This window comes from Nonomuraea dietziae (genome assembly GCF_014195505.1).
Lineage (GTDB): Bacteria > Actinomycetota > Actinomycetes > Streptosporangiales > Streptosporangiaceae > Nonomuraea > Nonomuraea roseola.
Genome location: NZ_JACIBV010000001.1, coordinates 6,171,065 through 6,190,181, shown reverse-complemented (window position 1 = coordinate 6,190,181; position 19,117 = coordinate 6,171,065). Strand labels below are relative to the sequence as shown.

Sequence of the window (19,117 nt, the reverse complement as noted above, 5' to 3'; positions counted from 1 at the left end):
CATGAACAGCGTCCTGGTGGCCTCCAACAGGGGTCCGGTCTCCTTCACTGTCTCCGACGGCGGCGAGCTGACCATGAAACGCGGCGGGGGAGGGCCTGGTCTCAGGGCTCTCAGGGGTGGCCAGAGAGGAAGGCGTGCTCTGGGTCTGCGCCGCGCTGTCCGACGGCGACCGCAGTGCCGTACGGCTGGCTCCCGGTGGCCGCCTCGACCACGCCGGCTACGACACCGGCAAGTTGCGCATGCTGGACATCCCGCCCGCCACCTTCCACCGCGCCTACAACGCGGTGGCCAACTCCACGCTCTGGTTCGTCAACCACCTCCTCTACGACATCCCGAACGCGCCCCACTTCGGCTCCAGGTTCGAGAAGGAGTGGGAGTCCTACCGCGACTACAACGGCGCTTTCGCCCTGGCGCTGGCGGAGGAGGCCGGCCACGGCGCCAGGGTGATGGTGCAGGACTACCATCTGACGCTCACCCCCGCGATGCTCCGTGCCGAGCGTCCCGACCTGCGCATCGCGCACTTCAGCCACACCCCGTGGGCGCCTCCCGAGTACTTCTCCCTGCTGCCCGACGAGGTCGCGAGAGAGGTGCTCGAGGGCATCCTGGGCGCCGACCACGCCGGGTTCCTGACCGAGCGATGGGCCCGCGCGTTCATGGACTGCTGCGAGAGCCTGCTGAACGCCAAGGTCTCCGGCAGGACGGTCTCCCACGAGGGGCGCATCACGCGCATCGGCGTCCACGGGCTCGGGGTCGACGGCGAGAAGCTGTGGAAGAGGGCCTGCGAACCCGACGTCGAGTCGCACATGGCCGCGCTCAGGGAGCAGGTGGGCGACCGCAAGCTGATCGTCCGCATCGACCGCACCGAGCTGTCGAAGAACATCGTCCGCGGCCTGCTGGCCTACAGGGAGTTCCTCGCCGCGCACCCCGAGTGGCACGGGCGCGTGGTGCACCTGGCCTTCGCCTACCCCTCGCGGCACGACCTGCCCGAGTACCGGGAGTACACCGCGGCCGTGCAGCGCTGCGCCAAGGAGATCGAGGACGAGTACGCCACCGAGGACTGGGACCCGCTGATCCTCAACGTCAACGACGACTATCCGCGCTCGCTCGCCGCCTACCGCCTGGCCGACGTGCTGCTGGTCAACCCCATCCGCGACGGCATGAACCTGGTCGCCAAGGAGGGCCCGATCCTGTCGCCGCGCTGCGCGCTGGTCCTCTCACGCGAGGCGGGCGCGGCCGCCGAACTCGGCGCCGACGCGCTCGTGGTCAACCCCTACGACGTCTGCGAGACGGCGCGCGCCCTGCACACGGGCCTGGAGATGCCGGAAGAGGAGCGGATGAGGCGCGGCGCGAGGCTCAAGGCCGCCGCCACCGCGCTGCCTCCGCAGCGATGGCTCGGCGAGCAGCTTGCCAGCATCTAGGACGTTATCCAGGGACACCGTCACCTGGTTCGTCTACCTCCAGATGAGCGTGTTCGCGACCTTCGTCTACGGTCTCAGCGCCGCGCTCCCTCTGCTCCGCGTCGACCTGGGGGTCTCGGCCGCCGTCGGCGCCCTGCACGGCACCGCCATGGCCGCCGCCACCATCGTCGCGGGCCTGGCCCTCCCCTTCCTCACCCGCGCGTACGGCAGGCGCCCGGTCATCTGGATCGGCCTGGCGGGGATGAACGCCGGCGTCACGCTCGTCATGGTGTCCGCCTCGCTGCCCTTCACGCTCCTGGGCTTCGCGCTGGCCGGAGGGTTCGGCTCGGTCATGCTCTACACCGCGATGGCCGCGCTCAGCGACCACCACGGACCCGCGGGCCCCGCCGCGATCAGCGAGGCCAACGCGATCGCCGTCGTCGTGGGCGTGGCCTCCACCTTCCTGCTCAGCCTCGCCGCCCAGTCGGCGCTCGGCTGGCGGGCCGCCCTGCTGTTCACCCCCGCCCTCACCGCACTGCTGATCGTCACGGTGGGCAGGACCAGGCTGGGCGAAGGGCCCGCGGTCCCCGCCAGGGTCACGGGCAGGCCGGACTGGCGCTTCCACGTGGCCTGCGTGGTGCTGTCGTGCTGCGTGGCGATCGAGTTCTGCTTCAACCTGTTCGGCGCCGAACTGCTGGCGGGCCGTACGGGGCTCAGCGCCGCGACCGCGGCCACCGGGCTGACCGCCTTCATCGGCGGGCTCGCGATCGGCAGGTTCGCGGGCGCGCGGCTGGCGCTGCGCGTGTCGCCCGCCAGAGTGCTGGCGGGCGCGCTGGGGGTGACGGCGGCGGGCTGGCTGCTGTTCTGGCTGAGCACGCAGCCACTCGTGGCCTACGCGGGGCTGGTGATCTGCGGGCTCGGCGCCTCCATGCACTTCCCCCTGGCGATGGCCGGGGTGATCGCCGCGTCGGGCGACCGCCCCGACCTCGCCGCGGCCGCCTCTCCCGTCTGGGCGGGCATGGCGATGGGCGCGGGGCCGTTCGCGCTCGGCGCGCTGGCCGACGGCTTCGGCACGCACACCGCCTTCCTCATCGTCCCCGCGCTGGTCGCGGTGGCGGTCGGCGGCGTGCTCAGCGCCAGGACGCGCGCCTGAGCATCGCCCCGAGGCCCGGGGTGTCCCACTCGTCGACGACGAGGATCTTCGACGACGGCAGGTACCAGATCCGCTGCGGATAGGAGATCTTCGTCGGCCTGCCCCTCTCGGTGTGACAGGTGACCTTCCACTGCCGGTAGTAGGCCTTGTGCCCGCTGCCGACCTGCCGCAGCCCCGAGACGCTCGGCTTGGCCGGCATGGGAGAGGAGTAGTAGCGCTTGTCGTGCGTGCACGGCATCACACCGCTGCTCGGGTGGTACGGCTGGTCGACCCTGAACGGGTTGTTCTCCGAGGCGTGCTTGATGCCCGAGGGGCCGAGCAGCCAGAACCCCCTGCACTCCATGGCGCGGCGGCCGCAGCCCCCGGTGAGCACGTGGAGGGCTCCCCAGTCGGTCTTCTTGACCTTCCACGAGGAGGGGACCTGGATCGTGGCGCCGCGGAAGGAGACCGGCTCGGCGGCGGAGGGGGTGCCTGACAGCACGAGCGAGGCCGTGACGGCCAGCGTCATCAACATGCGCGCGAGGCTAGCGCGCCCGGCTTGCAGACGAATCGCTGATGGCCGCGGCCAGCTCGGCCAGCAGCGCGACGACCCCGTCGGGCCCGTCGACGACCAGGTCGGCGCGCGCGGCCAGCTCGGTCACCTCCGCAGAGCCGCTGCACACGGCCACACCGGGCAGCCCCGAGGCCCGCACCGCCGCGAAGGCCGGCAGGTCGCCCAGGTCGTCACCCACGAACATCACCGAGCGAGCCGCGCGCTCGGCCAGGAACAGGTCGAGCGCGTGGCCCTTGTCCATGCCGGGCGGCCTCAGCTCGAGCACCATCCTGCCCGGCTCCACGACCAGGGAGTGCGCGGCCGCCAGCTTCGCCAGTGGCTCGCGCAGCCGTTCAAGGGTTCCCTGGGGGTCGGGGGCGCGCCTGGTGTGCACCGCCACGGCCCGCTGCTTGTCCTCGATCGTCACGCCCTCCACGCCGAGCCGCTGCAGCAGGAGCGGCAGCGCGGCCTCCGCGTGCAGGACGCCGGGGGGCGGCGGGGGCGCGCTCGCTCTCCCGCCCTCCCACCGCTCGAAGCCGTAATGGCCGAGCACCACCAGGCCAGGGACCTTCTCCAGGCCTGGGCCGTACTTGATCGCCGTGGCCGCGGGCCTGCCCGTCACGATGACCACGGCCTTCACCAGGCTGCCCAGCTCGGCGAGCACACCGGGGGCGGCGGGGTGGATCCTGGCGTCGTCGGGATCGGGCACGATCGGCGCGAGCGTGCCGTCGAAGTCGAGCCCGATCACCGCGCCGCCAGGATCGCGCACCATGGCGTGAATTGCTGGATTGTTCATCACGCGCCTGCCGTACCCAGGCAGTCAGGGGCGCATGCCCAGTCTGCGGGCCGCGCGTTCCTTCTGCCTGCTCGCCCGCAGCCTGCGCAGGCGTTTGACCAGCATCGGGTCGTGCTCCATCGCCTCCGGCCTGTCGATGAGATCACCCAGCAACTGGTAGTAGCGGGTGGCGGAGAACCCGAAGGTCTCGCGGATGGCGTGCTCCTTGGCGCCCGCGTGACGCCACCACTGGCGCTCGAAGGCGAGGAGCTGGAGGTCGCGCTCGGACAGGGGCTTGCGCGGCGGTTCCTGGGCAGCACTGTCACCGCTTACCGGTGCAGTGTCCATGGTCTCCTCCTCGGTCAGCGCGGCCCGTGGCCCATCGTAATCTCCCAAGTGCGGGTGTTCACGACGGTTGCGGAGACGTACAGTCGCCAAGTGTGAGCCCTGTCATCTCCCTTCTCACCGATTACGGCCTCGAAGACGGATACGTGGCGGCCTGTCACGGAGTGATGGCCAGGATCGCGCCACAGGCCCGCGTGATCGACGTGTGCCATCTGGTGCCGTCGGGCGATGTGCGCAGGGGTGCGGCGATTCTCGCGCAGACCATTCCCTACCTGCCCGCGGGCGTCCATGTCGGGATCGTGGACCCTGGCACGGGAGGCGCCCGCCGCGCGGTGGCGGTCGAGGCCGGCGACCGGATCTTCATCGGGCCCGACAACGGCCTGCTCTCCTGGGCGATCGGGGCCAGCGGGGGCGCCTTGGCCGCCTACGAGATCACCAACACCGAGCTGTTCCTCAGCCCCGTCTCGCCGACCTTCCACGGCCGCGACGTGTTCTCGCCCGTGGCCGCGCACCTGTGCATGGGGCGCAAGCTGGCCGAGGTCGGGCCCGAGATGTCACTGGAGCGCCTGGTCTCCCTGCCCTCGCCCACCTCGCACCTGCGCGAGGGGGCGGTGGAGGGCGAGGTCGTCTCGGTGGACCGCTACGGCAACACCCAGCTGTCCATCCCCGCCGGCGACCTCGCCGCGCTCGGGGTCCGCGTGGGCGACACGGTGGGAGTGCGGCTCGGGCGCAGGCAGCTCGCCCTGCCCTTCCGCGAGTCGTTCTCCGCGGTGCCTCCCGGCGACCTGGTGGCCTTCACCGACTCGGCCGGCCTCATCGCGCTGGCCGTGAACTCGGGCGACGCCGCCCAGCGACTCGGCCTGCCGCCCGGCGCCCACGTCCGCCTCTCCGCCCTCCCCTGACCCTGCACGGACGTGGCGAAGCCTGCCGCCCGGGTCCGCCTCTCCGCCCTCCCCTGATCCTCGGGCGCGGGCGCGGGACGAAGCCTGCTGCCAGCAACGTCCGCCTCCCCTGACCTCCGGTGACCCAGGGGACAAACGGGGTGCATGTGGTTGAAGGGGTGAAAGTGGCAACTACTCCGCGTATCGGACTGTTTACCGAACCGTCGGATTGAATCATCGGTCGCGTGCCAGAATGCACCGCGAATGCGTCCCTCTCCCCCTCCCTTCGAGGTCGACGTGATCCGACTGTCCATCGCTCTGATCCCCATCATGACCATGCTCTGGCCACCGGCCGAGCCGGCCGTATCCGACCGCTGGCGCCTGTGGCCCGCCACCGAGATCTTCCCCGCCCAGCTGCCGGGCACCACCCCCTCAGGCGCCCGCACCACCTACGTTCTGGTCGGCATCGCCCCCGAGTCCCCGTGCGCCGCCGCCTTCCAGGACGGCGCCCGCCTGCCCGGCTGCGTGACCGCCCTGCGCGCCACCTACACCGAGAGCACCCAGACCTTCGTCGCCACGGCGGGCATCGCCGTCCTCACCGGCCCGCCACCCGCGGGGCCGAGCGCGCCGCCCGCCGGGCGGAGCCCGAACGCGAGGCCCGCCACCGTGCGGCCCTACCCCGTCCAGGGCGGCCCCGCCGAGCTGTTCGGGCAGCGCCAGTACACCACCGGCGCGAGGGAGAGCGGGCGAGAGCGCTACGTCGTGCTCACCGCCGCCGGCTACAGCGACGGCAGGCCGTACACCAGGGGCCTGGCCGCCACGCCACGCCTACGCGGCGTGGCCGAGCAGCTCGCCAGGGCGCTCCATCGGCGGCTCACCGGATGAGGGCGGTGTTCACGGGGCTGCTGACGGTCCTGCTGCTCGTCACGAGCGCGCCCACCGCGGCCGACGACGTGGCCGCCACCGCCCGCGAACGGCAGTGGCAGCTCGCGCCGCTCGACATGGCCAAGGCGTGGCGGGTCAGCAAGGGCAGGGGCGTGACGGTGGCGGTGCTCGACACCGGCGTCGACGCCCGCCACCCCGACCTCGCCGGCGCCGTCGTCAAGGGCCCCGACCTCACGGGGCAGACGGGCAGGGACCGCTGGGGGCACCACGGCACGGCGATGGCCAGCCTGATCGCCGGTCGCGGGCACGGCGAGGACAGGGCGGAGGGGGTCATCGGCATCGCCCCCGAGTCCACCGTGCTGTCGGTGCGCGTCACGCTGGAGAACGACGACCCGCGGCGCGAGCAGCAGCGCACGAGGGCCCGCGGGCGCGACTCCCTGGCCAGGGGGATCCGCTACGCCGTCGACCACGGCGCCAAGGTGATCAGCATGTCGCTCGGCGGCGGGAGCGGCACGTGGGAGGGCTCGGCGGACGAGGAGGAGGCGGTGCAGTACGCCCTGGCGGCCGGCGCGGTCCTGGTCGCCTCGGCGGGCAACGACGGCGACGGACCCAACAAGAAGAACTTCCCCGCCGCCTACCCAGGCGTGATCGCGGTCGGCGCGGTGGACAGGAAGCTGAAGGTGGCCGGCTTCTCCAACCGCAGGGAGTACCTGTCGGTGGTCGCGCCGGGCAGCCAGATCGTCAGCGCCGACGGCTCCGACTCGTACGTGATCGGCGACGGCACCAGCTCGGCCGCCGCGATGGTGGCGGGCATCGCCGCGCTCATCAGGTCCGCCCAGCCCGGCCTGACCCCCTTACAGGTACGGCGGGCGATCGAGGCCAGCGCGGGCAGGAAGGGGCACAGCAGGTCATACGGGCACGGGGTGGTGAACGCGGCCCTGGCTCTCGACGCCGCCGAACGCCTGGCCACCCGCTCACCAGCCGAGAATCGGCGCCTGGCCCCCTACTTCGGCGGCGGCCCTGCGGCGGCCGCCCCCGACTCCAGGGCCGTCGTGATCACCGCCCTGCTCGCGCTCGCGACGGCGATGGCCGCCAGGGTCGTGGTCCTCGGCGGGCGCGGACGACGCTAGGAACCTAGCAAGCGCTTGTGTGATACTGCCTTCTATGATCCCCGGCTGGTTCGACGGCACCCACCTGCTCGGCACCCGCTGCACCTCATGCCAGGCCGTCTTTTTCCCTCCGCACCACGGCTTCTGCCGCGATCCGCGCTGCGAGGGCGAGGAGCTCGTGGAGGAGCGGCTGTCCAGACGCGGCACCGTGTGGTCCTACACCAACGCCTGCTATCCGCCGCCCGCGCCGTTCGTGTCCGCCGAGCCGTACGTGCCGGTGACGCTGGCGGCCGTGGAGCTGGAACGCGAGCGCATCGTGGTGCTCGGCCAGGTCAAGGGCCTGGCCGTCGAGGACCTGCGGGTCGGCATGGAGCTGGAACTGACAGAGGGCACGCTCGCCGACGGGCCGAGCGTGTGGATGTGGGGGCCGCCGCGATGAGCGTGGTCGTGATCGGCGCGGGCATGCACCCGTGGGGCAAGCAGGGCAGGCCCTTCCAGGAGTACGGCGTGGCCGCCGCCAGGGCCGCGCTCGCCGACGCCGGCGTCGCCTGGTCCGACGTGCAGTTCGTGGTGGGCGCCGACACCATCAGGAACGGCTACCCCGGCTTCGTCGCGGGCGCGACCTACGCCCGCGCGCTCGGCTGGTCGGGCGCCCGCGTCGCCTCCTGCTACGCGGCGTGCGCCTCCGGCGCCCAGGCCGTGGACCTGGCCCGCGCCAGGATCCTCGCAGGCCTGTGCGACGTCGCCCTGGTGGTCGGCGCCGACTCCACCCCCAAGGGCTTCTTCACCCCCGTCGGAGGAGACAGGCCGGACGATCCCGACTGGCTGCGCTTCCGCCTCCTCGGCGCCACGAACCCGGCCTACTTCGCGCTCTACGCCCGCAGGCGCATGGCCCTGTACGGCTCGACACCCGCCGACTTCGCCGCCGTCAAGGTCAAGAACGCGCTGGCGGGAGCGCTGAACCCCAACGCCCGCTACCGCACGCCCGTCACCGCCGAGCAGGTGCTCGCCTCACCGATGGTCGCCGATCCGCTGAGGCTCATGGACATCTGCGCCACCTCCGACGGCGGCGCGGCGGTGGTCCTGGCCTCCGCCGCCTACGCGCGCAGGCTGGGCGTCCGCTCCCCCGTCACGCTCGCCGCGATCTCCACGGTCACCCCGACCTATCCCAAGACCGTTCTCGACCTGCCCGACTTCGCCACCGACCCGCCCGTGCGGGAGAGCGTGCCCTTCCGCACGGCCCTGGCGCTGGCGGCGTACGAGGAGGCGGGCCTGGGGCCCGAGGAGCTGTCCTTCGCCGAGGTGTACGACCTTTCCACGGCGCTGGAGCTGGACTGGATGGAGGATCTCGGCCTGTGCGCCACGGGCGAGGCCGACAAGCTGCTCAGGGCCGGCGACACCGCGCTCGGCGGCAGGATCCCGGTGAACCCCTCCGGCGGTCTGGCCTCCTTCGGCGAGGCGATCCCCGCCCAGGCCATCGCCCAGGTGTGCGAGCTGACCTGGCAGCTGCGCGGAGAGGCCGGCGCCCGCCAGGTCGAGGGCGCCCTGGCCGCCATCGCGGTCAACCAGGGCCTGTTCGGCCACGGCTCGGCGATCGTCGCCGTGCGCTGAAAGGGATCGTCGCCGTGCGCTGAAAGGGATCGTCGCCGTCCGCTGAAGGGGTGAGCCCTCGCCGCCGAGGGCTCACCCTTCTCACTCAGTTGACGTGCACCACGTCGTGCGTCTCGGCGAAGTGGCACGCGCTCGCGTGCGCCGTGCCCGGCCTGATCTGCAGCAGCGGCTCCTGCTCGGCGCAGATCTCCTGCGCCTTCCAGCACCTGGTGCGGAAGCGGCAGCCCGACGGCGGGTTGGCGGGCGAGGGCGGGTCACCCTGCAGGATGATCCGCTCACGCTGCTCGCGCCCCTCGGGGTCGGGCACGGGCACGGCCGACAGCAGCGCCTGGGTGTAGGGATGGGCGGGCCTGTCGTAGATCTCGGCGTCCTTGCCGAGCTCGACGAACTTGCCCAGGTACATCACGCCCACCCGGTCGGAGATGTGGCGCACCACCGACAGGTCGTGGGCGATGAAGATGTAGGCCAGGCTGAACTCGCGCTGCAGCCGCTCCAGCAGGTTGATGACCTGCGCCTGGATCGACACGTCCAGCGCCGAGACGGGCTCGTCGCAGACGATGACCTCGGGCTGGAGCGCCAGGCCCCTGGCGATGCCGATGCGCTGACGCTGACCGCCGGAGAACTGGTGCGGGTAGCGGTTGATGTGGTCGGGGTTGAGGCCGACCACCTCCAGCAGCTCCTGCACCTTCTTGCGACGGTCACCCTTCGGCGCGACCTCCGTGTGGATGTCGTACGGCTCGCCGACGATGTCGCCGACGGTCATCCTGGGGTTCAGCGAGGTGTAGGGATCCTGCATCACCATCTGGATGTTGCGGCGCATCCGCTTGAGCTCGCCGCCCCTGGCGTTGGCGATCTCGCGCCCGTTGACCTTGACCGAGCCCGAGGTCGGCCGCTCCAGCGCCATCAGCAGCTTGGCCAGCGTCGACTTGCCGCACCCGGACTCGCCGACGATGCCCAGGGTCTCGCCCCTGTTCAGGTCGAACGAGACGCCGTCGACGGCCTTGATCGCGCCGATCTGCCGCTTGAGCACGACGCCACTCGTCAGGGGGAAGTGCTTGACCAGGTCGCGGACCTCGAGGATGCGGTCAGCCGCGGCTGCCATCGAGGACCTCCCTCCAGTAGTGGCAGGCGCTGCTGCGCACGCCGCTGATCTCGTAGAGCGGGGGGACGTCGGTCACGCAGTTGTCCTGCCGGTAGGGACACCGGGGATGGAAGGCGCAGCCGGTCGGCATGTCGAGCAGGTTGGGCGGCAGGCCCTTGATCGCGTAGAGCTCCTGGCCCTTGTGGTCGACCCTGGGGATCGAGTCCAGCAGGCCCTTGGAGTACGGGTGCGCGGGGGCCTTGTAGATGTCGTGCACCGGGGCGTTCTCGACGATGCGCCCCGCGTACATGACCGAGATCTTGTCGGCGACGTCGGCGACCACGCCGAGATCGTGAGTGATCAGGATCAGGCCCATGTTGCTCTCGCGCTGGAGCTCCGCCAGGAGCTCCATGATCTGGGCCTGCACGGTCACGTCGAGCGCGGTGGTCGGCTCGTCGGCGATCAGCACCTCGGGGTCCAGCGCGATCGACATCGCGATCATGATGCGCTGGCGCATGCCGCCGGAGAACTGGTGCGGGTAGTCGTTGACGCGCTGCCGGGCCGCGGGGATGCGGACCTTGTCCATCAGCTCGACGGCCTTCTTCATGCCGTCGCGCTTGCTCATCCCCCTGTGCACCCTGAACATCTCGCTGATCTGCCAGCCCACGGTGAAGACCGGGTTGAGCGCGGAGAGCGCGTCCTGGAAGATCATCGCGATCCGCTCGCCGCGGACCTGGGTCCTGCCCTCCTCCGAGAGCGTGAGCAGGTTGGTGCCGTGGAAGCGGATCTCCCCCTTGGGGATCACCGCGGGCGGCATGTCGAGGATGCCCATGATCGCCTGAGCGGTCACGGACTTGCCCGAGCCCGACTCGCCGAGGACGGCGAGCGTCTCGCCGGCGCTCAGCGAGTAGCTGACGCCGTTGACCGCCCTGACGATGCCCGCCCTGGTGTGGAACTCCACGTGCAGGTTGTCGACAGTGAGCAGCGGCTCGTTGCCCAGCCCTCCCTCGGCGGGCAGCACGTCCGTTGCTGACCTCTTCTTCATCGCGATTCCCCCCTCTCTATCGCAGCTTCGGGTCGAGTGCGTCTCGTACGGCGTCGCCGATCATGACGAAGCTCAGCACCGTGATGCTCAGGAAGATCGCCGGGAAGATCAGCGGCTCCGGCGCCATGAGGAACCGGTTGCGCGCGTCGGCGATCATCAGACCCCACGAGATGTTGGGCGACTGGATGCCGACACCGAGGAACGACAGCGCCGCCTCGCCCGCGATGAACACGCCCAGGTTCATCGTGCAGACCACGATGACGGGGGCGACGGCGTTCGGCAGGATGTGCCGCACCGAGATCCTGAACGGGCTCGCGCCCAGCGCGCGCGCCGCGGTCACGTAGTCCTGGCTCTTGGCGGTGATGACGGCCGCGCGCATGATGCGCAGGACCATCGGCCAGGCCAGGATCGCCAGCGCGAGCACGACCGTCCACACGCCCGCGGCGTCCCTGCCGACGGCCGACAGCAGGAGCAGCGCGCCGAGGATCGAGGGGATGGCGAAGAAGATCTCGGCCAGCCTGGAGAGGATCACGTCGACCCAGCGCCCGTAGAACCCGGCGATCAGCCCGAGGACGCCACCGACCAGACCGGTCACCACCGAGGTCAGCAGGCCGACGAGGATCGAGATCCTGGCGCCGTGGATGACCCGTGAGAAGGTGTCGCAACCCTGGTTGTCGATGCCGAACCAGTGCTCGGAGCTGATGCCCTGCCTGGCGTCGACCAGGTTGCACGCCAAGGGGTTCTGCGGCGCGAACACTCCCGGCATGATCGCCATGAGGATCAGGAGGATGGCGATGGCCGTGCCGACCAGGAACACCTTGTTCCTGCGCAGGTCGTACCACGCGTCCGACCACAGGCTGTTCGGCTTCTTCTCCTTCTGCTTCCTGCGCGGGTGAGCCTTCGGCTCCTGCACCGCAGTGTTCAGCTCACTCATAACGGATCCTGGGGTCTAGGACGGCGTACAGCAGGTCGACGATGAGGTTCGCGAGCAGGTAGACGAGGACGAGAACCGTGACCACTCCGACGACGACGGCGTTCTCCCGCCGTGCCACCGACTGGAAGAGCTGCTGGCCGATACCGTTCAGGTTGAAGATCGCCTCGGTGATCACCGCGCCGCCCATCAGCGTGCCGAGGTCGGCGCCCAGATAGGTGACCAGCGGGATCAGCGAGTTGCGCAACGCGTGCCTGCCGAGGACCCTGCTGCGCGGCATGCCCTTGGCGACGGCCGTACGGATGTAGTCGGCCCTGAGCGTCTCCATCAGGCTGGTCCTGGTGAGCCTGACCAGGTAGGCGATCGACGTCCCCGCCAGCACGAAGCCGGGCACGAGGAAGCTGCGCCACCCCGCCTCGGTTCCCGAGATCGGGAAGAAGTCGATGCCGAGCTCGGTCTTGAGCTTGACGCCCAGGACGAGCTGGAGGACGAAGCCGCTCACGAGGGTGGGCACCGAGACAAGAAGCAGCGTGAGCGCGAGGACGGCGTGGTCCTGCCAGCGGCCGCGACGCAGCGCGGCGTACAGGCCGAGACCCAGGCCGACGAGCGCCTCGATGATCAGGGCGGTCACCGCGAGCTGGATGGTGACCTGGAACTTGCCCGCGAACAGGTCGGCGACCTGCACGCCCTGGAAGGTCTCGCCGAAGTCGCCGACGAAGACGCCCGAGATGTAGTTCCAGTACTGCACGATCAGCGGATCGTTGAGACCGTACTGCTCCCGCAGCTGCGCCGCGAGCACGGGGTCGATTCTGCGTTCACCGCCCAGGATCATCACGGGATCGCCGGGTAGAGCGTAGACGGTGCAGAAGATGAGGAAGGTGGAACCCAAGAGAACAGGAATCGCCTGGAGCAGGCGCCTGATCACATAGCGGCCCATGAAGTCTCCCGATCATTGCGAAGGGCAGCCCGGCAACCTCCGGGCTGCCCCTCTGTTGTTCAGGGCCCCTCGGACCGGCGCCTGGTGGGAGCCGGCCCGAGAGCGCGGGTCATGGTCAGGAAACCCGCTCGACCTTGGCGAGGTCGATCCGCTCGAACGGGTCGATGGTCACGTTCTTCACCCTCTGGGAGTAACCAGCGTTGGTCTGGTAGAAGTACACCGGGATGTACGGCATGTCCTTCACCAGCATGTCGCCGGCCTGCTGGTAGAACTTCACGCCCTCTTCGTCGCTCTTCGCCGAGTCGCCCTTGACGAGCAGCTCGTCGAAGTCCTTGTTGGAGTAGCGACCGTGGTTGGAGCTGCCTCCGGTACCGAAGATCGGGCGCAGGTAGTTCTCCATGGACGGGTAGTCCATGATCCACGCCATGCGGAAGCCGCCGGTGACCTTGCCCTTGTCCAGCTCGTCCAGGATGGCCGCGAAGGACTCGAAAGCGTCGACCTTCACCTCGACGCCGAGGTTCTGGCGCAGGTTGTTGGCCGCGGCCTCGATCCACTCCTTGTGGCCGCCGTCACCGTTGTAGGAGAGGCTGACGGGGCCCTTGCCGCCGCCGTTCTTGTCCCACAGCGCCTTGGCCTTGGCGGGGTCGTAGACGCACTCGACGCAGGCGCCCTTGCGGTAGCCGGCGACGATGGGGCTGACGAAGTCGTCAGCGGGGACCCGGGTGCCGGAGAAGACCTGCTCGGTGATGGTCTTCCTGTCGATCGCCATCGAGACGGCCTTGCGGAGCTCGGGGTTCTTCGCCCACTCCTCGCCGTTCCTGGCGTTGAAGCCGAAGTAGCCCACACCCGAGGACGGCTGCTCGATGTAGCGGTCACCCAGCTCCTGCTTGGCCGTGGCGATGGCCTCGGGCGGCAGCTGGTCCATGATGTCCAGGTTGCCGGCGCGCAGCTCGTTCCACGAGGTGCCCTTGTCGCTGGAGATCTTGAACTCGACCGCGTCGATCTTCGCCTTGCCCTCGACGAACTCGTCGTAGCGGACCATCGAAATGGTCGTGTCCGTCGCGAGCTTGAACGGCTTGGCCATCTTGAAGGGACCGTTGCCGATCGGGTTCTCGCCGAACTCCCTCTTGATGCCGCCGTTGCCGTCGAAGGCGGCGCTCGGCATCGGCATGAAGGTGGTGTAGCCGAGCATCGTCTTGAAGCCGGAGTAGGGGTGCGCCAGCTCGACCGTGAAGGTCTTCTCGTCGACGACCTTGAGACCGGAGAGCGTCTTGGCCTTGGGCTCGGGAGCCTTCTGCGGGCCCTCCTCGCCGTCGGGGTCGACGGGAGCGACGTCCTCGTAGCCCTTGACGGCGGAGAAGAAGTGGCCGCCTTCCTGGACGTTCGGACCGTAAGCCGCGGCGTTCCACGCGTCCACGTAGCTCTTGGCCGTGACGGCCTCACCGTTGTGGAACTTGTAGCCGTCCTTCAGCTTGATCGTCCACATTTTGGACTCTGCGTCAGGTTCGATGGACTCAGCGCCACGAAGGATGACATTCTTATCCTTGTCGTAGTCGACGAGGCCGACGAACAGCGCGTTGAGGACCTCAGCACCGCTGGTGTCGTTGGTGTTGGTGGGGCTCAGCTCGTGCTGGGGCTTGGCGATGTCGACCCGGACCGGCTGGGCAGAGCTGCCGCCCCCATCGTTGGTGGCCGTGCCACCGCCGCCTCCACCACACGCGGCGACTGCGACGGCCAGCAGCGCGGTACCGGCGACGATCCGTGCGCCCTTAGTAACACGCATCAGTAGATCTTCCTCCCTCTACAGGTGGGCGTAAGCGCTGAGCTGCGAAGTCCTAGGCAGCCTGACGGAGGGTTCTTGTCTAACCCCCGGGTTTGGCTGACATGGTCAAACCAGCTGACGCCCTGCCAGTCGATCGCGACTATCCCTCACTACTTGCCACCAGCGAGTCTCTGGCACATTGCAGTTCGGTCACACGTGTGTATGCCTGGCGTCACACCCGTACTCAGCGTTGCCCCAGCGCCCATAGAGAGGGGTCAAACCGGTCAAATCGGCACAAGTACGGCGCCAAACAGTCGAGTCAAAATACACCGCACCAGACAGTGCTCACGCCGTCCCCACACAGCCACCACTCCTGGGCTACCGTTGACCAAGTCTTGGCAGACGCCTGGAACCCGTCCGCCCAAGGCGACGTCCAAGTGTCTGCGGCAAACCGTCGCGCGAGGCATCTCACCTATCTGGATCCAATAGAGTCCATGCCATGAGCCAGCCGGAATCCGCTGTCGCGGACGCCCAGGCGGGCGGCCGCAGCGGGCAGGAGCCGCTGAGCAAGCTCGCCAAGCGATATGGGCTTCGTCGCGCCATCGCGCGACCGAGGTTTCCCGCCTACCTGCGCCAGTTGTGGGAGCGGCGGCACTTCATCATGACGTACGCCACCTCGCGTAACGTCTCGAAGTACAGCAGCTCGGCCCTCGGCCAGCTGTGGCAGGTCCTGACCCCGCTCCTGAACGCCGCCATCTACTACGTGATGTTCGGCCTCATCCTCGGCGGACAGGGGAACATCGAGCACTACCCCGCGTTCCTGCTGACGGGGATGTTCGTCTTCACCTACACGCAGCGATCGGTGACGGCGGGCGCCAAGTCGATCTCGGGCAACCTCTCGCTGATCAGAGCGCTCCACTTCCCACGAGCCGCGCTCCCGCTCGCGTACGCGATCCAGGAGCTCCAGCAGCTGGCCATCTCCATGGGCATCCTCATGGTGCTCGTCGTCGTATCCACAGGCGCGCTCCCCACGTGGTTCTGGCTGATGATCCCCGTCGTGCTCCTGCTGCAGACCATGTTCAACGTCGGGGCCAGCCTCGCCATGGCCCGCATGGGCTCCTCGATGCGCGACATGAACCAGTTGCTGCCCTTCATCATGCGCACCTGGCTCTACGCCTCGGGTGTCTTCTTCTCCATCCAGGAGAAGGTGGTCGAGTCGCTGCACATGCCGCAGTGGGTGGCGAACATCATGTACGCGAACCCCGCGGCCTCCTACATCGAGTTCATGCGGGACATCCTGATCCCTGAGCACCCTGTTCCCACGTGGGCTTGGGTGAGCTGCGTATTCTGGGCGGTGTTCGCACTCGCCTTCGGCTTCTGGTACTTCTGGCGTGCCGAGGAGAGATACGGCCGTGGCTGAGTTGACCGAGGAGCTGTCCCAAGTGAAGGCTGAGGAGCCCAACGTCCCGAACAAGGACGTCAGGGTCCACCCCAACCCGGAGCCCCCGGCTCCCACGACGGGAACACCGACCGTCATCGTCGACGACCTCCACATCGTCTACCGCGTCTACGGCGCCACCAGCGACCACGAGAAGGGCAACGCCGTACACGCCCTCACGCGGCTGCTGAAGCGCCAGGGGCGCCCGCAGATGAAAGAGGTCCACGCGGTCAAGGGCGTGACCTTCGTGGCCTACCACGGCGACGCCATCGGCATCGTGGGCCGCAACGGCTCGGGCAAGTCCACGCTCCTGCGGGCCATCGCGGGGCTGCTGCCGCCGCACTCGGGCTCGGTCTACACCGACGGCCAGCCGTCGCTGCTGGGCGTCAACGCGGCCCTCATGCGCGAGCTCACGGGCGAGCGCAACATCGTCCTCGGCTGCTACGCCATGGGCATGACGCCCGCCCAGGTCAAGGAGAAGTACGACGAGATCGTCGACTTCTCCGGCATCGGCGAGTTCGTCCAGCTGCCCATGTCCACCTACTCCTCCGGCATGGGCGCCCGCCTGCGCTTCGCCATCTCCTCGGCCAAGACGCACGACGTGCTTCTCATCGACGAGGCGCTGGCCACGGGCGACAGGGAGTTCCGCAAGAAGAGCGAGCAGCGGATCAAGCAGATCCGCGAGTCGGCCGGCACCGTCTTCCTCGTCGCGCACGACCTCAGGGTGATCGAGGAGACCTGCAACAGGGTCATCTGGCTGCACAAGGGCAAGATCAAGATGGACGGTGACCCCAAAGAGGTCATCGCCGCCTACAACAAGGGCTGACACGCGCCTGCGGCGATCACCGCCGCGGCGCTCCCGGGTGGAAGATGGGAAGCGGACAACCCGCGAATCCACCGGAGGTGCATCTTGTCCGCAAGGCCACCTATCCCCTACGACTTCCTGCCCGACGTCCCCGCGCTGACCGTCGAGAGCGACGACATCCGCGACGGAGAGCGTCTCTCCGAGGCCCACGTCTTCGACGACTGGGGCATGCGGGGCCAGAACCTCTCCCCGCACCTGCGCTGGTCCGGCGCCCCTGAGGGCACCAGGAGCTACGCGGTCACCTGCTACGACCCCGACGCCCCCACGGGCAGCGGCTTCTGGCACTGGCTGCTGTTCGACATCCCCGCCGACGTCACCGAGCTGCCCACCGGCGCGGGCACGGCCGACACCAAGATCGGCACGCACTCGCGCAACGACTACTCCATCAAGGCGTACGGCGGCGCGGCCCCCTCCGCCCGGATTCCCGCACCGCTATCTGTTCGCGGTGCACGCGCTCGGCGTCGACTCGCTGGGGCTCGACCCCGACACCCCGCCGGCGGTGGTCGGCTTCAACATCACCGCGAACACGCTCGCCAGAGGCTATCTCGCACCTGTGTACGAGGTCTGAGTGTCTGGAGGGGCGAACAACTGACGCCGCGCTCACTGTTCCGCTATGATTCGAACGTAAATTCGATCTGGAACGTGATGGAGTGGGGGCGCGCGATGCGAGAGCTGTCGACCGCGATTGACCACTTGGCCATCGAGGACCCTTCCGAGATTCCCAGGGCCGAGCTGGCCAAGCAACTCATCGAGCTTCACTGGCAGATGGCAAGGCTGCAGGCCCAGATCGCCCGTCGCACGGGCGTCCGCATCACCTGACGCGTCCGTCCCTCCACCGCCGCTGTCGGCCCCGCCCGGCTCGCAGCCGTCTGTCCACCACCACGGGGGCCGAGCCGGCCCACGTGGTCGTCCACGGCGCGATGGGAGCCAGGCGCACCTCTCCGTCGCGGACAGAGCCGGCCCACGTGGTCGTCCACGCCGCGAGTGAGCCAGGCGCTCACCTGTCCATCGCGGACCGAGCCGGGCCCGCGGTCGCCCTTCCACCGTCCCGCAGGCTGAGCGCGGCCCGCGGACCAGTCGCGGCGCACATGGCGAAACCGGTGGCCCGATCCGGGCCACCGGTTTCGTGGAGCCAACCGTGACGATCGCGTCGCGGAGGGTAGAGCGGCGAGCCGACCGGCTGGCGGTCCGTCCCGTGAGCGCGTGGCACTCACCCGCCAGCCGTTCGGTGCCGGCTGCCGCCGTTTCTCTCTCCAGCCCCTGATCGCCCCGCCCGTTCGACGTGCCGTCCCATCTCGTCGAACGGTTCATGGTGTCACGGGCGCCGTGTCGGCGCGGAAGGGGCGCTTCCGGAGAGCGACGCTCCCCGGCCACACACCTGATCAGGCGCTCGGCCGGGCTTGCTGTACGGTGTCACGCCCGCCGGCACCGGCTGCGACCCGCGGTTCCTGCCCTACCGGCACCGGGAGGACATGTCCGCGGTCAGGCGTGCTGGGTGCGACCCCCGCCAGAGGAGGCATCGCGCGGAGGGCACCACGACGCGCCGCGGTCAGTGCTGGGCGACGAGGTCGTTCGTCTGAGCGATCGACTCGGTCACCGCGCCCTGCAGTTCGCCGGCCGAGTTGGCGCTCCTGTGGGTGTTGTTGTCGACGACGTCGGTGGTGGCATCGACGAGCGGGGCGATCTCGTCGAGCGTGGCGGCGCTCACGACACCGGGCAGCGAGTCGGCGATCGGCGCGACCTCGGCGGGCGCCGCCTTGCGGACCACGGGCGCCAGCCTGAGCGCATCCGTCATGTGGTCGTCCTCGGCGACCTTGCGGCTCTTCATCTCCTCACGATCGTCGGAGTCCGAGTAGATGTCCTTGACGGTGTCGAGCAGATTCCCCACGTCGGTGACCGGCTGCTTGACGGGGTTCTTGCGCGTCGTGGCTTCGTACAGCTCCGACGGGGAGATGCCCAGATCCTTCGGGGAGAGGCCCAGCGCCCGCTCGATGAAGTGGTAGACCCCCTCCTCAGAGGGGCCTTCGATGTCGATGTCCCCGGTCTGCGGTGCCGTCGGGACGTCCTGCCCGTTGAGCAGGACACCGCTCCCGGCCGCGTCGCCGGTGCCCAGCATCTTGCTCCTCACCGAGACGCGCTCGGTGATCGGCGCGAAGTTGTGCACCCCTGCCGTCTTGCCCGTGACGCCGAAGGATTCGACGATGCCGCTCCCGCTGACGCGGATGGAGTTGTCGGCCTGCGCGGGCACGGCCACAGCCGCGGCGAGCCCGCAAACGGCGACGGCTACCGCCGTCTTGATAATGCGCTTCATGATTGCCTTCCCGGCTCGTTTTCGATTCACGAGGTTCGTTAGTCGAATCGCGAATCGAA

The 19,117-nt window shown here is 69.4% G+C and carries 18 protein-coding genes and 2 pseudogenes; 11 read left to right on the top strand and 9 right to left on the bottom strand.

Annotated features, from left to right (window positions below):
* Nucleotide 1: 1 nt before the first annotated feature.
* A pseudogene (locus FHR33_RS29720) lies at nucleotides 2–1,418 on the top strand (alpha,alpha-trehalose-phosphate synthase (UDP-forming)).
* Between the two features lie 43 nt (nucleotides 1,419–1,461).
* Complete coding sequence (locus FHR33_RS29715; RefSeq protein WP_183654567.1) at nucleotides 1,462–2,550, top strand: MFS transporter; 1,089 nt, start codon at nucleotides 1,462–1,464, stop codon at nucleotides 2,548–2,550.
* Here FHR33_RS29715 and FHR33_RS29710 read toward each other — a convergent pair.
* The 3 genes from FHR33_RS29710 to FHR33_RS29700 are packed head-to-tail and all read right to left on the bottom strand — an operon-like array spanning nucleotide 2,528 to nucleotide 4,205.
* Nucleotides 2,528–3,064: a hypothetical protein gene (locus FHR33_RS29710; protein WP_183654564.1), complete on the bottom strand. Its 537-nt coding sequence runs from the start codon at nucleotides 3,062–3,064 to the stop codon at nucleotides 2,528–2,530. The two genes, FHR33_RS29715 and FHR33_RS29710, sit on opposite strands and share 23 nt — an antisense overlap.
* Nucleotides 3,065–3,074: 10 nt before the next feature.
* Complete coding sequence (gene otsB / locus FHR33_RS29705; protein WP_183654561.1) at nucleotides 3,075–3,878, bottom strand: trehalose-phosphatase; 804 nt, start codon at nucleotides 3,876–3,878, stop codon at nucleotides 3,075–3,077.
* 24 nt (nucleotides 3,879–3,902) lie between these two features.
* Nucleotides 3,903–4,205 carry a DUF3263 domain-containing protein gene (locus FHR33_RS29700; RefSeq protein WP_183654544.1) on the bottom strand — a complete coding sequence of 101 codons (303 nt, stop codon included), beginning with the start codon at nucleotides 4,203–4,205 and terminating at the stop codon, nucleotides 3,903–3,905.
* Nucleotides 4,206–4,297: 92 nt separating this feature from the next.
* Between FHR33_RS29700 and FHR33_RS29695 the strand changes: the two genes are divergently transcribed.
* The 5 genes from FHR33_RS29695 to FHR33_RS29675 all read left to right on the top strand — a co-directional run bounded on the left by FHR33_RS29695 (nucleotide 4,298) and on the right by FHR33_RS29675 (nucleotide 8,688).
* Nucleotides 4,298–5,104 (top strand): SAM-dependent chlorinase/fluorinase, encoded by an 807-nt coding sequence (locus FHR33_RS29695; protein WP_183654541.1) that lies wholly within the window; start codon nucleotides 4,298–4,300, stop codon nucleotides 5,102–5,104.
* 309 nt (nucleotides 5,105–5,413) lie between these two features.
* A complete protein-coding gene (locus FHR33_RS29690; RefSeq protein WP_183654538.1) occupies nucleotides 5,414–5,968 on the top strand; it encodes a hypothetical protein in 555 nt (184 codons plus the stop codon).
* Complete coding sequence (locus FHR33_RS29685) at nucleotides 5,965–7,098, top strand: S8 family serine peptidase (RefSeq protein WP_183654536.1); 1,134 nt, start codon at nucleotides 5,965–5,967, stop codon at nucleotides 7,096–7,098. The genes FHR33_RS29690 and FHR33_RS29685 overlap by 4 nt, the downstream gene beginning before the upstream one ends.
* A 34-nt stretch (nucleotides 7,099–7,132) precedes the next feature.
* Nucleotides 7,133–7,516 carry a Zn-ribbon domain-containing OB-fold protein gene (locus FHR33_RS29680; RefSeq protein ID WP_183654534.1) on the top strand — a complete coding sequence of 128 codons (384 nt, stop codon included), beginning with the start codon at nucleotides 7,133–7,135 and terminating at the stop codon, nucleotides 7,514–7,516.
* Nucleotides 7,513–8,688 carry a lipid-transfer protein gene (locus FHR33_RS29675; protein ID WP_183654527.1) on the top strand — a complete coding sequence of 392 codons (1,176 nt, stop codon included), beginning with the start codon at nucleotides 7,513–7,515 and terminating at the stop codon, nucleotides 8,686–8,688. Before FHR33_RS29680 ends, FHR33_RS29675 begins: the two co-directional genes overlap by 4 nt.
* An 85-nt stretch (nucleotides 8,689–8,773) precedes the next feature.
* Here FHR33_RS29675 and FHR33_RS29670 read toward each other — a convergent pair whose 3' ends face one another.
* From FHR33_RS29670 to FHR33_RS29650, 5 genes are all read right to left on the bottom strand, one after another.
* The gene (locus tag FHR33_RS29670; protein ID WP_183654525.1) at nucleotides 8,774–9,790 is read right to left on the bottom strand and encodes an ABC transporter ATP-binding protein; all 1,017 of its coding nucleotides are present in this window, start codon (nucleotides 9,788–9,790) and stop codon (nucleotides 8,774–8,776) included.
* Nucleotides 9,774–10,814, bottom strand: coding sequence for an ABC transporter ATP-binding protein (locus FHR33_RS29665; RefSeq protein ID WP_183654523.1), 1,041 nt, complete (start codon nucleotides 10,812–10,814; stop codon nucleotides 9,774–9,776). Before FHR33_RS29665 ends, FHR33_RS29670 begins: the two co-directional genes overlap by 17 nt.
* A gap of 16 nt (nucleotides 10,815–10,830) precedes the next feature.
* Complete coding sequence (locus tag FHR33_RS29660) at nucleotides 10,831–11,748, bottom strand: ABC transporter permease (RefSeq protein ID WP_183654521.1); 918 nt, start codon at nucleotides 11,746–11,748, stop codon at nucleotides 10,831–10,833.
* Nucleotides 11,741–12,682 (bottom strand): ABC transporter permease, encoded by a 942-nt coding sequence (locus FHR33_RS29655; protein ID WP_183654519.1) that lies wholly within the window; start codon nucleotides 12,680–12,682, stop codon nucleotides 11,741–11,743. The genes FHR33_RS29660 and FHR33_RS29655 overlap by 8 nt, the downstream gene beginning before the upstream one ends.
* A 115-nt stretch (nucleotides 12,683–12,797) precedes the next feature.
* Nucleotides 12,798–14,465 (bottom strand): peptide ABC transporter substrate-binding protein, encoded by a 1,668-nt coding sequence (locus FHR33_RS29650; protein WP_183654516.1) that lies wholly within the window; start codon nucleotides 14,463–14,465, stop codon nucleotides 12,798–12,800.
* A 478-nt stretch (nucleotides 14,466–14,943) separates the two neighbouring features.
* Here FHR33_RS29650 and FHR33_RS29645 point away from each other — a divergent pair, with 478 nt between their 5' ends.
* The 4 genes and pseudogenes from FHR33_RS29645 to FHR33_RS50695 all read left to right on the top strand — a co-directional run bounded on the left by FHR33_RS29645 (nucleotide 14,944) and on the right by FHR33_RS50695 (nucleotide 17,566).
* Nucleotides 14,944–15,864 carry an ABC transporter permease gene (locus FHR33_RS29645; protein WP_183654513.1) on the top strand — a complete coding sequence of 307 codons (921 nt, stop codon included), beginning with the start codon at nucleotides 14,944–14,946 and terminating at the stop codon, nucleotides 15,862–15,864.
* The gene (locus tag FHR33_RS29640) at nucleotides 15,857–16,708 is read left to right on the top strand and encodes an ABC transporter ATP-binding protein (RefSeq protein ID WP_183654510.1); all 852 of its coding nucleotides are present in this window, start codon (nucleotides 15,857–15,859) and stop codon (nucleotides 16,706–16,708) included. Before FHR33_RS29645 ends, FHR33_RS29640 begins: the two co-directional genes overlap by 8 nt.
* 84 nt (nucleotides 16,709–16,792) lie before the next feature.
* Nucleotides 16,793–17,315 (top strand): annotated as a pseudogene (locus FHR33_RS29635) (YbhB/YbcL family Raf kinase inhibitor-like protein).
* A 95-nt stretch (nucleotides 17,316–17,410) separates the two neighbouring features.
* Nucleotides 17,411–17,566, top strand: a complete 156-nt coding sequence (locus tag FHR33_RS50695) for a hypothetical protein (RefSeq protein ID WP_183654507.1) — start codon at nucleotides 17,411–17,413, stop codon at nucleotides 17,564–17,566.
* 730 nt (nucleotides 17,567–18,296) lie between these two features.
* On the opposite strand, the gene FHR33_RS29625 is transcribed toward FHR33_RS50695, so the two are convergent.
* The gene (locus tag FHR33_RS29625; RefSeq protein ID WP_183654504.1) at nucleotides 18,297–19,058 is read right to left on the bottom strand and encodes a hypothetical protein; all 762 of its coding nucleotides are present in this window, start codon (nucleotides 19,056–19,058) and stop codon (nucleotides 18,297–18,299) included.
* Nucleotides 19,059–19,117: the final 59 nt, after the last annotated feature.

What these genes read in the sequence shown, in the direction of transcription:
- FHR33_RS29715 (WP_183654567.1), top strand. Translation starts at nt 1,462, where the DNA reads ATGAGCGTGTTCGCGACCTTCGTCTACGGTCTCAGCGCCGCGCTCCCT.
- FHR33_RS29710 (WP_183654564.1), bottom strand. Translation starts at nt 3,064, where the DNA reads ATGTTGATGACGCTGGCCGTCACGGCCTCGCTCGTGCTGTCAGGCACC.
- otsB (WP_183654561.1), bottom strand. Translation starts at nt 3,878, where the DNA reads ATGAACAATCCAGCAATTCACGCCATGGTGCGCGATCCTGGCGGCGCG.
- FHR33_RS29700 (WP_183654544.1), bottom strand. Translation starts at nt 4,205, where the DNA reads ATGGACACTGCACCGGTAAGCGGTGACAGTGCTGCCCAGGAACCGCCG.
- FHR33_RS29690 (WP_183654538.1), top strand. Translation starts at nt 5,414, where the DNA reads ATGACCATGCTCTGGCCACCGGCCGAGCCGGCCGTATCCGACCGCTGG.
- FHR33_RS29685 (WP_183654536.1), top strand. Translation starts at nt 5,965, where the DNA reads ATGAGGGCGGTGTTCACGGGGCTGCTGACGGTCCTGCTGCTCGTCACG.
- FHR33_RS29680 (WP_183654534.1), top strand. Translation starts at nt 7,133, where the DNA reads ATGATCCCCGGCTGGTTCGACGGCACCCACCTGCTCGGCACCCGCTGC.
- FHR33_RS29675 (WP_183654527.1), top strand. Translation starts at nt 7,513, where the DNA reads ATGAGCGTGGTCGTGATCGGCGCGGGCATGCACCCGTGGGGCAAGCAG.
- FHR33_RS29670 (WP_183654525.1), bottom strand. Translation starts at nt 9,790, where the DNA reads ATGGCAGCCGCGGCTGACCGCATCCTCGAGGTCCGCGACCTGGTCAAG.
- FHR33_RS29665 (WP_183654523.1), bottom strand. Translation starts at nt 10,814, where the DNA reads ATGAAGAAGAGGTCAGCAACGGACGTGCTGCCCGCCGAGGGAGGGCTG.
- FHR33_RS29660 (WP_183654521.1), bottom strand. Translation starts at nt 11,748, where the DNA reads ATGAGTGAGCTGAACACTGCGGTGCAGGAGCCGAAGGCTCACCCGCGC.
- FHR33_RS29655 (WP_183654519.1), bottom strand. Translation starts at nt 12,682, where the DNA reads ATGGGCCGCTATGTGATCAGGCGCCTGCTCCAGGCGATTCCTGTTCTC.
- FHR33_RS29650 (WP_183654516.1), bottom strand. Translation starts at nt 14,465, where the DNA reads ATGCGTGTTACTAAGGGCGCACGGATCGTCGCCGGTACCGCGCTGCTG.
- FHR33_RS29645 (WP_183654513.1), top strand. Translation starts at nt 14,944, where the DNA reads ATGAGCCAGCCGGAATCCGCTGTCGCGGACGCCCAGGCGGGCGGCCGC.
- FHR33_RS50695 (WP_183654507.1), top strand. Translation starts at nt 17,411, where the DNA reads ATGCGAGAGCTGTCGACCGCGATTGACCACTTGGCCATCGAGGACCCT.
- FHR33_RS29625 (WP_183654504.1), bottom strand. Translation starts at nt 19,058, where the DNA reads ATGAAGCGCATTATCAAGACGGCGGTAGCCGTCGCCGTTTGCGGGCTC.